General features: G+C 62.2%; 13 protein-coding genes. 10 read left to right on the forward strand and 3 right to left on the reverse strand.

The annotated features are described in order from the left end of the window. Nucleotides 1-60 precede the first annotated feature (60 nt). On the forward strand, nt 61-675 hold the full coding sequence (pnuC, locus tag VFI82_02000) for a nicotinamide riboside transporter PnuC (protein HET7183427.1): 615 nt from the start codon (nt 61-63) through the stop codon (nt 673-675). 47 nt (nt 676-722) lie between these two features. Here pnuC and VFI82_02005 read toward each other — a convergent pair whose 3' ends face one another. Then, complete coding sequence (locus VFI82_02005; protein HET7183428.1) at nt 723-1,184, reverse strand: hypothetical protein; 462 nt, start codon at nt 1,182-1,184, stop codon at nt 723-725. 266 nt (nt 1,185-1,450) lie between these two features. On the opposite strand from VFI82_02005, the gene VFI82_02010 reads away from it, so the two are divergent. From VFI82_02010 to VFI82_02025, 4 genes are all read left to right on the forward strand, one after another. Continuing rightward, the gene (locus VFI82_02010) at nt 1,451-1,741 is read left to right on the forward strand and encodes a hypothetical protein (GenBank protein ID HET7183429.1); all 291 of its coding nucleotides are present in this window, start codon (nt 1,451-1,453) and stop codon (nt 1,739-1,741) included. Beyond that, nucleotides 1,738-2,004, forward strand: a complete 267-nt coding sequence (locus VFI82_02015) for a hypothetical protein (GenBank protein HET7183430.1) — start codon at nt 1,738-1,740, stop codon at nt 2,002-2,004. Before VFI82_02010 ends, VFI82_02015 begins: the two co-directional genes overlap by 4 nt. 87 nt (nt 2,005-2,091) lie before the next feature. Beyond that, nucleotides 2,092-2,925 (forward strand): sulfite exporter TauE/SafE family protein, encoded by an 834-nt coding sequence (locus VFI82_02020; GenBank protein ID HET7183431.1) that lies wholly within the window; start codon nt 2,092-2,094, stop codon nt 2,923-2,925. Next, nucleotides 2,925-3,323, forward strand: a complete 399-nt coding sequence (locus tag VFI82_02025) for a DUF1634 domain-containing protein (protein ID HET7183432.1) — start codon at nt 2,925-2,927, stop codon at nt 3,321-3,323. Before VFI82_02020 ends, VFI82_02025 begins: the two co-directional genes overlap by 1 nt. Before the next feature lie 6 nt (nt 3,324-3,329). On the opposite strand, the gene VFI82_02030 is transcribed toward VFI82_02025, so the two are convergent. Further along, nucleotides 3,330-4,301: a putative sulfate exporter family transporter gene (locus tag VFI82_02030; protein HET7183433.1), complete on the reverse strand. Its 972-nt coding sequence runs from the start codon at nt 4,299-4,301 to the stop codon at nt 3,330-3,332. Between the two features lie 137 nt (nt 4,302-4,438). On the opposite strand from VFI82_02030, the gene VFI82_02035 reads away from it, so the two are divergent. From VFI82_02035 to VFI82_02055, 5 genes are all read left to right on the forward strand, one after another. Then, entirely contained in the window at nt 4,439-4,981 is a 543-nt protein-coding gene (locus tag VFI82_02035; protein ID HET7183434.1) for a DinB family protein, read from the forward strand. Nucleotides 4,982-5,163: 182 nt separating this feature from the next. Further along, complete coding sequence (locus VFI82_02040) at nt 5,164-6,198, forward strand: radical SAM protein (GenBank protein ID HET7183435.1); 1,035 nt, start codon at nt 5,164-5,166, stop codon at nt 6,196-6,198. A 158-nt stretch (nt 6,199-6,356) separates the two neighbouring features. Continuing rightward, complete coding sequence (tdh, locus tag VFI82_02045) at nt 6,357-7,409, forward strand: L-threonine 3-dehydrogenase (protein HET7183436.1); 1,053 nt, start codon at nt 6,357-6,359, stop codon at nt 7,407-7,409. A gap of 120 nt (nt 7,410-7,529) precedes the next feature. Next, nucleotides 7,530-8,744, forward strand: a complete 1,215-nt coding sequence (locus VFI82_02050) for a glycine C-acetyltransferase (GenBank protein HET7183437.1) — start codon at nt 7,530-7,532, stop codon at nt 8,742-8,744. 362 nt (nt 8,745-9,106) lie between these two features. Next, the gene (locus VFI82_02055) at nt 9,107-11,197 is read left to right on the forward strand and encodes a M28 family metallopeptidase (GenBank protein ID HET7183438.1); all 2,091 of its coding nucleotides are present in this window, start codon (nt 9,107-9,109) and stop codon (nt 11,195-11,197) included. Between the two features lie 29 nt (nt 11,198-11,226). On the opposite strand, the gene chrA is transcribed toward VFI82_02055, so the two are convergent. Further along, on the reverse strand, nt 11,227-12,384 hold the full coding sequence (gene chrA, locus VFI82_02060) for a chromate efflux transporter (protein ID HET7183439.1): 1,158 nt from the start codon (nt 12,382-12,384) through the stop codon (nt 11,227-11,229). Nucleotides 12,385-12,389: the final 5 nt, after the last annotated feature.

Here is a 12,389-nt window from a genome sequence, read left to right on the forward strand (position 1 = left end):
CGCTTACCCAGTCATTGTAATGTATCCCGGTGGCGAAGCATTGCGATACCATGCCCGCCAATGGCCCTGTCCCCGATCGAGGTCCTGGGTTTTGTGACCGGCGTGGGCTGCGTCTGGCTGGCGGCGCGCGAGAACGTCTGGAACTGGCCGGTGGCGATCGTCAACGCCGTCAGCTACATCATCGTCTTCTTCGGCGCCAAGCTCTATGCCGACTGCGGCCTGCAACTGGTGTACGTCGCCATTTCCGTCTACGGCTGGTGGAGCTGGCTGCACGGCGGGCGCAACCGCTCCGAGTTGCCGGTCAGCCGGGTTCGATCGAACCATATTCCCGCGCTGGCGCTGGCGACCGTAGCGTCCACGGCTGTACTGATGTTCCTGCTGCGCCGCTTTACCGACAGCACCGTGCCCTTCTGGGATTCGCTGACCACCGCCATCAGCCTGACCGCGCAATATATGCTGGCGCGCAAGATCATCGAGAACTGGTGGCTGTGGATGGCCGCCGACGTCATCTACGTCGCGCTCTACCTCTACAAGTCGCTCTATCTCACCGCCGTGCTGTACGTGATCTTCTTCGCCATCTGTGTTGCCGGCCTGGTGCGTTGGCAGAAACTTCTGATTGCGCGTCTCCAGCACGAAAAACAGCCTGCGATCCAGGAAGGCTTATTGCATCCGTGATCGCAGGCTCAAATTATGGTTGACGTCCAATTACGGACATCATGCTCTTATGCCGCTTTACCTGCTTGCGCGCGCATTTGCTTCATCATCTGGCGCATGGCGGCAATCTGGCCGGGGGAGCGGCTTTCGGTCCATTTTTCGAAGCGGTCGGCCGCCTTCTCCAGGTGGGCGAGGAACTGTGGACTGGCAAACCGCTTGCGGCCTTCGGCCAGCGTCGGCTTGATGCGCTCCCATACGCCGTAGAATTCGCCGCTGGTCTCGAAGAACAGGTCTTCGTGCAGCAAACCGTAATTCAGGAAGGCGCAAGCCTGCTCCCAGTAGCTCGCCACCATCATCCAGTTGGTGCCGGCTTCGCTTCCCATGGGGGCAATCCGCATGGCCTCTTCGAATGTGTCCGCAAAGTAGTTCTTGAAGAACCAATCGCGGGCCTGGCGCAACCTGGCTTCACGCCGCTGCTCGAAGATTTGCAGGTGGAGTTGTCCTTGTTCGTAGGTCGGCTTTGTGCTCATCTCAACGTCTCCTTATCCTTCGGGTGGTTTCTAGACCAGGTTCTTGCAGGCTTTGAACTACTCGGCCTGGCTTCACGGGTGGATCGAACGAGGATTGGCAAAATCGACAACGGAACGACCTTTTTTTTGATGACCTTCATGGCGGGTCGGCTGCTGTTGTTTTTGCACAAATTCCCCGAATATCCCCAAGTGATTGGTAATCAGAACTGTGAGCCGGCATCCTGGTATTTCTCATATGGCTCGTTCCCGCGGCTTAGAATGGACCGGTGACCGCCATCCTGAAGAGCTTGGCTTTGGCTCTCGCCGGCGCAGCGCTGTTCTTCTCATTCTTCATGATGATCTCCATTCCCGTGCTGATGGTGCTGGCCAAGCTGCACGATCCCAACGCCCCGCTCCAAGCGCCCGATGTGGTGCTTGCGCCCATCGGGCTGTTCCGCGGCGTCGGCCTGCCGCTCAGCGCGGTCGCGTTTGCCGCCTGCTTCGTATTGGCGATGAAGAAATATCGCAAGCGCGGTTCTGACGCATCGGCTACCCAGCCGAGTCCGAGTTCAATGTGAGCTTTACCGCCGCCGTGAAGCTGCTGTTTCGTGTCGCGCTGGTGACCATCGCCTTTGCCATGCTGGGATTTGCCTTGGGAGGATTGCTTGGAATCCTGAGCGTCATCGTGATGAGCGCCGCCCGAGTGCCGGTCAACATGATGTACTCGCTGTGGTTCGGCGCCGTCCCCGGCGGCGTGCTGGGCTGCATCGCCGGATTCATCATCATCACCATATCGGAAAAGCGCTCCCGAGGCGCTGCGCCTCGATCCACAATGCTGTGACCAATGAAAGGACGAAGACCATCCACATGGCTGCTGAGGTAACCGAATGTTGACTCGACAGCAAACTCCGCTATTCTCTTCGCACGGATGACTGTTCTCGTCTTCACCATCCTGGTCGCCATGGGCTCCTTCCTCGCCGGGTTTCTCGGGGCGCTGACCGGCCTGGGCGGCGGTGTCGTCCTGGTGCCGCTGCTGGCGCTGTTCTTCAAGGTGGATATCCACTACGCGATGGGCGCATCGCTGGTATCGGTAATCGCGACCTCCTCCGGCGCGGCGGCCGCCTACGTGCGCGAGGGATATTCGAACATTCGCATCGGCATGTTCCTGGAGATCGCTACCACGCTGGGCGCGATCGTTGGCGCGCTGCTGGTGCAGCGGGTCTCGACCGCCGCCATCGGCGTCATCTTCGGGCTCATGCTGCTGTACTCGGCGTTTCAGTCGGCGCGGGAGAAACGCGACCACCTGGCGACATCTTCCGATCGTTGTGCGCGCCTGCTCAGCATGAACGGCAACTATCCGGTTGCGGACGGCCGGCAGGAGTACGCGGTCACCAATGTCCCCGCCGGGTTCGGCCTGATGTTCGGCGCCGGGACGCTCTCCGGGTTGCTCGGCATCGGTTCCGGCGCGGTCAAGGTGCTCGCCATGGACCAGGCGATGCGCATGCCGTTCAAGGTTTCCACCACCACCAGCAATTTCATGATCGGCGTCACTGCTGCCGCCAGCGCGGGTGTATATCTGCGGCACGGCTACATCGATCCCGCGCTGGCCATGCCGGTGATGCTCGGTGTGCTCGCCGGATCGCTCGTCGGGACCAGGGTGCTGATGCGGGCCAAGGTACGGCTGCTGCGCTATGTGTTTGCCGCCGTCATCGTCGCCTTGGGAATTGAGATGATCTTCAACGGCGTCACCGGGAGGCTGTAATGGCGGCGGAGACGGATACCAACACCGGCGCTTGGAGCGATGCACGGCTGGAGATCATCATTGGCAACCTGCTGCGCATAGGGGTGGCCGCGTCGGCGGCGGTTGTGCTCGCTGGCGGGGTTCTGTACTTGTTGAAGTACGGTGGCGAGAAGGCGGATTACCGCACCTTCCTTGGCGAACCGGAGAACCTGCGCAGTCTGTCGGGGATTGTGCGCTCTGCCGCAGCCGGACATCCGGCGGGCATCATTCAGGCCGGGCTGCTGCTGCTGATCGCCACGCCGATCGCGCGCGTGATTTTTTCCGCGTTCGGATTTTTGCAGGAGCGCGATTACCGCTACGTGCTTATCACTCTGATCGTGCTGGCCGTGCTGTTGTACAGCATCCTGAAGCCTGCATGACCGCCGTTACAAGGCCACCCAACCGGCGCGAATCGCCGCCACCGAAACCACCGCCACAATCATCCATAGCAATACGCCCTGAATCAGGGGACGGGCGCCGACCTGCTTGAGGGTGGCGCGCGAGACGCCGCTGCCGATCAGGTAGAGTGTCACCGTAAGTCCGACAATGCCAAGCCGCGCCAGCGCGTGGAAAGCGGGCGCGCCGCCGGGTACAAATGAGTTCGCCACCGCCGCCAGGACGAAGAGCAGGATGAACCAGGGCCACGGCACTTTGGTCGGGATGGAGACCGCGTTGTCCGGTGCTCGCCGATCATCCATCCGCCGCTTGACCGCGGCGGCGCCGAGGGTGATGGGCACAATCCAGAGAGCGCGCGCCAGCTTGACGGTGGTGGCAACGGCAAGCGCGACCACGCCGTACTTGGCTCCGGCGCCGACCACGGAACTGGTGTCGTGAATCGCCAGCGCAGCCCACAGCCCGAATTGCGACTGGGTCAGGTGCAGCGAAGCTCCGATCGCGGGAAAAATCAGCAGGGCAATCGAATTCAGGATGAAGACGGTGCCCAGCGCAACCGACATTTCCTCCTCGTCGGCAGCCACCACCGGCCCGACCGCGGCAATGGCGCTGCCGCCGCAGATCGCCGTGCCCGTCGCAATCAGGAAACCGGCCGTGGGACGCACTTTCAGCAAATGCGCCAGGCTGATGCCGACCAGCATGGCAAAGCTGATGCCGATGGCGGTATAGACGAACCCGGAGCGGCCGGCCTTCAGGATCTGCTGCAGGTTCATGCCGAAACCGAGGCCGACTACAGACGCCTGCAAAAGGCGAGTGGTCCACGCCCGGGTTTGCTCGCGAAAGGGATTACCGGAGGTGAGACCGATGAGCAGACCGAGAGTGAGCGCCAGCGGCGGCGAGGCCCATGGGCTGAGGGCAAAAACAAGCCCGGCGATGAACAGAACCTTGGCGAAACTGGGATTCATGCTGGCCAGCGGCGGTCCAATGTACCAGATTGGTGTAGCAGACGCGCAGCACCGCAGAGTGTGATGCTTCGCACAGGCTGGCGTGACATCAGCGGGAACGTGTATGCTTGACGCCGCTCACGGGTGAGGAGGCAACTATGAAAAAAGTTCTGTGTCTCGCGCTAGTGCTGCTGTGCGCGGCCGTGGTGCTGGCGCAGCAGTCGAATTCCAATCCGGTCAGCGACAGCGTGCGCTCGATGATCGACCGGCAGGCCAAGAACATGACGGCAGCGGCCGAGGAGATGCCGGCGGACAAGTACTCTTACAAGCCGACACCGCAGCAGATGAGCTTTGCCGAGCTGGTGGAGCACATCGCCAAGGGTAACCAATTCTACTGCTCCAAGCTGACGACGCAGGCGCCACCCGCGATGACGGTCAGCGAGAAAGACTCGAAGGAAAAGCTGGTCACAGCGATGAAGGACTCGTTCACTTATTGCGATACCGCGCTCAAGGGCGTGAAAGACTCGCAGTTGGGTGAGGAAGTCAGCTTGTTTGGCGGACACAAGGGGCCCAAGGCGGCGGCGCTGCTGGGTCTGACCAACGGATGGGCCGACCACTACGGGATGGCGTCCATGTACCTGCGCCTGAACGGCCTGCTTCCGCCGACAGCAAAGAAGACCGAAACCGCGTCGAAGGAGTAGTTGAGCAGCGGATACCGAGTACCGGGCGCGCCGTCTCGCTCGACGCGGGCAGCGCGCTCAATTCTTTGTATCGGAAGGCGGTTAGCACCTCAAAACGCTCCGTTCGGTGAACCGATTTGCCACTCGCTGTATACACTCCATCGTTGCTCCCCGGCCGTGGTGTAATAGCTGGTTTGAGAAGGATGCCGACTGCCGCTGTACGATTCCGGCGCAGGCTGAACGCGATTCATCGCCGCTCGCGGGAGTGGAAGATGATCGCGAAGGCGCTGGTGTCGACGCGCCATCCCGTGCTGGCGCACATTATCCCGATGCGGCGCTGCAATCTCTCCTGCGCCTACTGCAACGAGTACGACGCGACCTCCAAGCCGGTGGCCCTCGATACGATTTACCAGCGTATTGACAAGCTCGCTTCGCTGGGCACGACCATCATCACCATCAGCGGCGGCGAACCGCTACTGCACCCGGAACTGGACGACGTCATCCGGCGCATCCGCATGCACGGGATGATCGCCGGGCTGATCACCAACGGATATTTGTTGACGGCGGAGCGCATCCAGCGCCTGAACCGCGCCGGTCTGGAGCACCTGCAGATTTCCATCGACAACGTCAATCCCGACGAGGTCTCGAAGAAGAGCCTGAAAGTGCTGGACAAGAAGCTGCAACTGCTCGCCGAGTACGCCGAGTTCCACGTCAACATTAATTCCGTGGTCGGGGGCGGCATCAAGAACCCGCAGGATGCGCTGGTGGTCGGGCAGCGCGCAGTGCAGCTGGGATTCACCTCCACCGTCGGCATCATTCACAACGGCGACGGTCAACTGCAGCCGCTGGATCCGGTGGAACGCGCCGTGTACCACGAGATGAAGAAGCTGGAAAAGGGCAGCTACTCGCGCATCAACGGCTTCCAGGACAACATCGCTAACGGCCGCCCCAACCAGTGGCGCTGCCGCGCCGGCGGAAGGTACTTGTACATCTGCGAAGACGGCCTGGTGCACTACTGCTCGCAACAGCGCGGCTACCCGGCCAAGCCGCTGATGCAGTACACGCTGGCCGACGTCCGCCGCGAATACTACACGGAAAAAAGCTGCGCCCCGCACTGCACGGTTTCGTGCGTACACCAGGTCTCCTACCTCGATTACTTCCGTGCCCCGCAGAAGATCACCGCCATTCCGCCCTCGCCCAACGAGGCGCCGGACCTGGTGCAGATCCAGTCTGATTAGTTTCTCGATACTGCCAAGTGCCGCGGATCTCAATGTGACGTACCGCACACGCGGGGGCGGGTGTGCCATAGCCTGCGCGCGGCAGAACCTTTTATGCATGCTAAAATGATGAGTTTGCCCACAGTTTCCGCGCGCTCATGCTGCGCGCCGAGGATTCCATGCCGGACACGATGCAGGCGGTCATGAAGCCGGAGGCCAAGCCGGGCGCCGAAATCCGCGAGGTCAAAATTCCCGGGTTTGGGCGCACCGACGTGCTGGTCAAGGTCAACGTCGCCAGCGTCTGCGGCACCGACCTGCACATTTACGAGTGGGACCGCTGGGCCGCCGGCCGCATTCATCCGCCGCTGATTCCTGGGCACGAATTCTGCGGCACCGTGGTGGCTTACGGCGACGAGGTCACCAGCGTCAAGCAGGGCGACTTCGTCTCGGCCGAGATGCATGTGGCCTGCGGCAAGTGCCTGCAGTGCCGGATCGGCGAAGCGCACATCTGCCAGAACGTGAAAATTCTCGGCGTGGACGCCAACGGAGCCTTCGCCGAATACGTGGTCATTCCGGAGTCGAATATCTGGAAGCTTGACGCGGCGATCCCGCAGGAATATGCGTCCATCCTCGACCCTCTGGGCAATGCGGTCCACACCGTGCTGGCGGGTGAAATCGCCGCCAAGACGGTGGCGATCACCGGCACCGGCCCCATCGGGCTATTCGCCATCGCGGTGGCACGCGCGTGCGGCGCGACCCAGGTGTTCGCCATCGAGGTGAACCAGTACCGGCGCAGGATCGCCAAGGAAATGAAGGCGGACTACGTGCTCGATCCTTCCACGCAAGACGTGCGTCAGATCGTGATGGACCTGACCGGCGGCGTCGGTGTGGACGTGGTGTGCGAGATGGCCGGGCACCCGGAAGCGATCCGGACAGCGTTCAACATTGTGCGCCGTGGCGGACGCATATCCCTGCTGGGGCTGACCTCGAAGCCGATCGCGCTGAATTTTTCCGAAGACATCATTTTCAAGGGCATCACCGTGCAGGGCATCAACGGCCGGCGCATGTACCAGACGTGGTACCAGATGACCGCGCTGCTCAAGGCGGGCAAGCTCGACCTGCACCCGGTGATCACCGACAAGCTGGCGATGAAGGACTTCAACAAGGGCATGGAGCGGTTGAAGACCGGCGAGGCCAGCAAGATCCTGCTGTATCCCAATGGGGCGCGCTGAATGAAGAATTAAGAATGCAGAATTTTTGAATTTTTTACGATCGTTGATTCTTAATTCTGCCTTCGTCATTCTTGATTGTTCGATCGGCGTAGATCCGCGGTTGCTTTTCTTGGGGGCTTCATGCCGACTTCTACCCGCACCAACCCGCTCTCCTATCTCTCCGATGAACTCACAGAGCTGAAGAACAAGGGCACGTACTTCCACCTGCGGGTCCTGCAGGACGAGCAGGCGCCGGAGTGCACCTTCGACGGCAAGCACGTCATCAACCTGGCCTCCAACAATTACCTCGGCCTGACCACCCACCCCAAGCTGCGCGAGGCGGCACTGGAGGCGACCCGCAAGTACGGCGTGGGGTCCGGTGCGGTGCGCACCATCGCCGGCACCATGAAGGTTCACATGGAGCTGGAGGAAAAGATTGCCCGCTTCAAGAACGTGGAAGCCAGTGTCGTCTTCCAGTCGGGATTTACGGCGAATGCGGGCACGGTTTCGGCGGTGCTGGGCAAAGAAGATTTCATTATTTCCGACGAGTTGAACCATGCCTCGATCATCGATGGCGCGCGGCTCTCGCGGGCAAAAATCCTGGTCTTCCGCCACAAGGATACGGCGCACGCCGAGGAGCAATTGAAGTCGGTGGCGAAAGAGGCCGGGCGCAAGCTGCTGATCACCGACGGCGTGTTTTCCATGGATGGCGACATCGCGCCGCTGCCGGCCTTGTGCGATGTGGCACAGAAATACGGCGCCATCATGATGGTGGATGATGCCCACTCCTCGGGCGTGTTGGGAAAGAATGGGCGCGGCACGATCGATCATTTTGGCGTGCACGGCCGCGTCGATATCCAGGTGGGCACGCTCTCCAAGGCCATCGGAGCGCTTGGCGGCTATGTCTGCGGCACTCGCGACTTGATTGAGTTCCTCTATCACCGCGGGCGTCCGTTCCTGTTCTCGACCTCGCACCCGCCCTCGGTCGCGGCCACCTGCATTGCGGCATTTGAGGTGCTGGAGCAGGAACCGGAGCGCATCGAAAAATTGTGGGAGAACACCCGCTACTTCAAGAAAGAACTCGGCAACCTCGGCTTCGATATCGGCGGCCGCAACACCCCGAAGAGCGAAACCCCGATCACGCCCATCATTACCGGCGAAGGCCGGCTGGCGATGGAGTTTTCCCGCGAGCTGTTCAAAGACGGCGTGATGGCCACGGGCATCGCCTTCCCCACCGTGCCCGAAGGCAAGGCGCGCATTCGCACCATCATGACCGCCACCCACACGCGCCTGGAACTGGACAAAGCGCTGGAGGTTCTGGCGCGGGTAGGCAAGCGGCTGGGGATTATTTCGTAGACCACACCAACGAGCGGCCTGCACTTTGCCTTCAACGTGAGCGCACCACCCCAGGCATGCTTCGCAGCCCAACGCGTGAGCGTGGCGCAGAATCGCAAACCGAAAAAAACCACACCAACGAGCGGCCTGCATTTTGCCTTCAGCGCGAGCGCAGCGAGCCCGGCACGATGTATCAGCCCAACGGCGTAAGCCTTGGGGAAACAACCCAGCGAAACAGTTCAGCCCGAGCCCTGAGCGGAGTCGAAGGGCGAGGCCGACACGCAGTTGGTGAGGCCGACAGCCCGAACCACCACCCCCGGCATGCTTAACGTTTTGCATGGGCACGGATTCCCGTTACACTCCAAGATTGATTTTGCGGAACCATGCGACGTTTTAACTCAATACTTCTGTCCTTGTTGTTCGCCACGGCACTGCTCGCGCAGGCGCAGCAGAAGCCGCCGGCCCCCGTCGCCGAGCGCACCCTCGAGCAGCAGTTCCTCGCCGTCCCCGACCCGCACCACGCCGAGCAGCACATGAAGATTCTGACCGCGGAGCCGCACATGGCGGGCACGCCGGGGGACCGCAAGACGGCAGAGTACGTGGCGCGCAAGTTCCGCGAGTGGGGTTTCGAAACGGAAATCGTCGAGTACAAGGTGTGGATGAATTATCCGGCGGAGGTCAGCGTGGACGCAGTCACCCCCGCCGGCGTCATCATGCACGGTCCCACGCGCGAACACGTGCCCGGCGATCCCTTCCAGGACGATCCGCGGGTGGTGATGCCGTTCAGCGCCTATTCGCCGTCGGGCGATCTCGAGGCGGAGGTGGTGTACGCGAACTACGGACGTCCGGAAGACTTTGACAAGCTGAAGGAACTCGGGGTGGACGTGCGCGGCAAGATCGTGCTGGTGCGCTACGGGGAAAATTTTCGCGGGGTGAAAGCCTTCATCGCGCAGGAGATCGGTGCGGCCGGCATGCTCATCTATTCCGACCCGATGGACGACGGATATTTTCGTGGCGACGTCTATCCCACTGGTCCGTGGCGGCCGGATACAGGCGTGCAGCGTGGGACCATCGAGTTGGGTTTCGAACATACGGGGGACCCGACCACTCCGGGGTGGCCATCCACGCCGGACGCCAAGCGGGTCAGTCCGCAATCTTCGCCCGACATTCCCAAGATCCCGACCACGCCCCTGTCGTATCACGATGCATCTCCGATCCTGCAAGCGCTGCGCGGAACCGAGTCGCCGCGCGAGTGGCAGGGCGCTTTGCCCTTCACCTATCACCTGGGACCGGGACCGGTGAAAGTGAAGCTGCACTTGAAGCAGGATTACGCCTACCGCAACATCTGGGACGTGATCGCGCGCGCTCGCGGCACGCGCTGGCCCGACGAGTGGGTGATCGCCGGAGCACATCGTGACGCGTGGGTGTACGGCGCGGTGGATCCAATCAGCGGCACCACCGCGATGCTGGAGGCGGCGCGCGGTATCGGGCGGTTGCTGCAGAACGGCTGGCGTCCCAAAAGAACCATGATTTTCGCCAGTTGGGACGGCGAGGAGCAGGGATTGATCGGGTCCACGGAGTGGGTGGAGCAACACGAAAAAGAATTGGAGAGCGCCGCCGCGTATTTCAACGTCGACACCGGCGCGTCGGGACCGGAGTTCCGCGCCTCGGCGGTGCCGAGCCTGCGCGGATTCCTGCGCGACATCACCAAAGTCGTGCCCAGTCCCAAGGGCGGTACGCTGTACGACGCGTGGCGGACCGCGGCGCGTCGCGAAAATGCGCAGGAAGGCGCGCCGTCATCGGAAACGACGATAGGAAACCTGGGCAGCGGCTCCGACTTCACCGCCTTCCTCGATCATTCCGGAGTGCCCGCCACTGACATCCGCTCCAGCGGCCCCTACGGCGTGTATCACTCCGCCTTCGACAATTTCGCCTGGTACAAGAAATTCGGGGACACGACTTTTGTTTATACCCAGGAAGTGGCGCGCGTGTACGGCCTGCAGGTGCTGCGCATGGCCGAAGCCGGCCTGCTGCCGTATGACTACGAAGCGTACGGCAAGGAAATCGAGACTTACCTGGCGAGCGCGCAGAAGTCGGCGGCAGCGCATTTAGGCGACGGGGCGCCAGACTTCGAGCCGGCGCTGGCCGCATGCCGCGGTTTTGCGCGCGCCGCCGCCGCATTGAACTCGATGGCGCGGACGGCGGCGCCCGAGGACCTGGACCGGCTGAACAAAATTCTTCTCGCCACCGAGCGCGCGCTGCTGCTGCCCGCCGGGCTGCCGCGGCGCCCGTGGTTCCGGCATGCGATTTACGCTCCCGCCGATTTGAAAGGCTACTCGGCTTCCACCATTCCCGGGGTCAACGAAGCCATTCAGCGCAATGACGCGCCGGTTGCGGCGCAGCAGTTGAAGGAGTTGACGAACGCGCTGAACCGGGCTGCTGCCTTGCTGGAAAGCTACAAGAAATCGGACTAGCCACGCATGAGCGCCGATACCAAGGTTGTTCAGCGCGCGCCGGGATAGAGCAGCAATCCGACTACGGCAGCTGCCGCGATGATGGCCGGCTCTGGCAGTTTCCATTTCAACAGCAATAGCAGGGTGACGGCGGCAATGATCGCCGTGGTCAGATCGCGCACCGCTCCTCGAGCGATCACCACCACCGCGCCGGCGATGGCGCCGACCGCCGCCGCTGTTACTCCTTGCACGAAGGCACGCAACAAGGTGTTGCCGGCAATCTTGTGGTAGTAGGGGCCGAGAAGCAGCACGACGGCGTACACGGGAAGAAACACGCCGGCGCCGGCGGCGAACGCGCCCGGAATTCCCGCGACCAGGTAACCGATAAACGCCACTGTAATGACGACCGGGCCGGGGGTGATCATGGCCACCGCCACGGCGTCGAGGAATTGCTGTTCGTTGAGCCAGGCGTGCTGCTGCACCACGCCGCCGTGCAGAAAGGGCACGATGGCCAGCCCGCTGCCGAACACGAACAATCCTGCTTTGCCGAAGAATAGCAACAATTGCCAGGTCTGCCCGCCGGCAAAGGCCGGAATCGCAGGCGCAAACAACAGCAGTAGGGTTGCCCGTGCGGCGCGCAGCTGCGGCCACGCTTTTACCGCCAGCGAGACCACGCCGCCCAAGACGAACAACCACGCAATCTCGCGCTTGGTGACAGCGGTAGATACGGCGAGCGCGGCGAAGATCACCCACAACAGGCGGTCTTTTCCGAGCACGGTTTTGCCGAGCTTGGCCGCCGAACGCGCGATGATTGCGACCACTGCGGCGCCGATGCCGTAGAACACTGCCTGCATCCACGGCAGTCCTCCGAAGCGCACGTAGGCGGCGGCCAGCGCCAGTACCATGAGAAAGGAGGGCAGGATGAAGACGGCGCCGACCAGGGTTGCGCCCAGAATGCCGGCGCGCACGTACCCGAGATACATTGCCAGTTGTGCCGCCAGGGGTCCGGGCGCGAGTTGTGCCAGCGCCAGGCCGTCGAGATACTCCTGTTTGGAAATCCAGCCGCGCTCGTCGACCAGGTCGCGCTGCATGTGACCGGCAAGCGCGATGGGTCCGCCGAAGCCGATGGTCCCCAATTTCAGGAAGTACAGGAGAAACGAACCGAGAGGCGCGAGCGGCGGGCTGGGCGCAGCGTCGGAGATTTTCATCATCT

It is taken from the genome of Terriglobales bacterium (assembly GCA_035691485.1).
In the GTDB taxonomy this organism is placed as follows: Bacteria; Acidobacteriota; Terriglobia; order Terriglobales; family Acidobacteriaceae; genus JAIQGF01.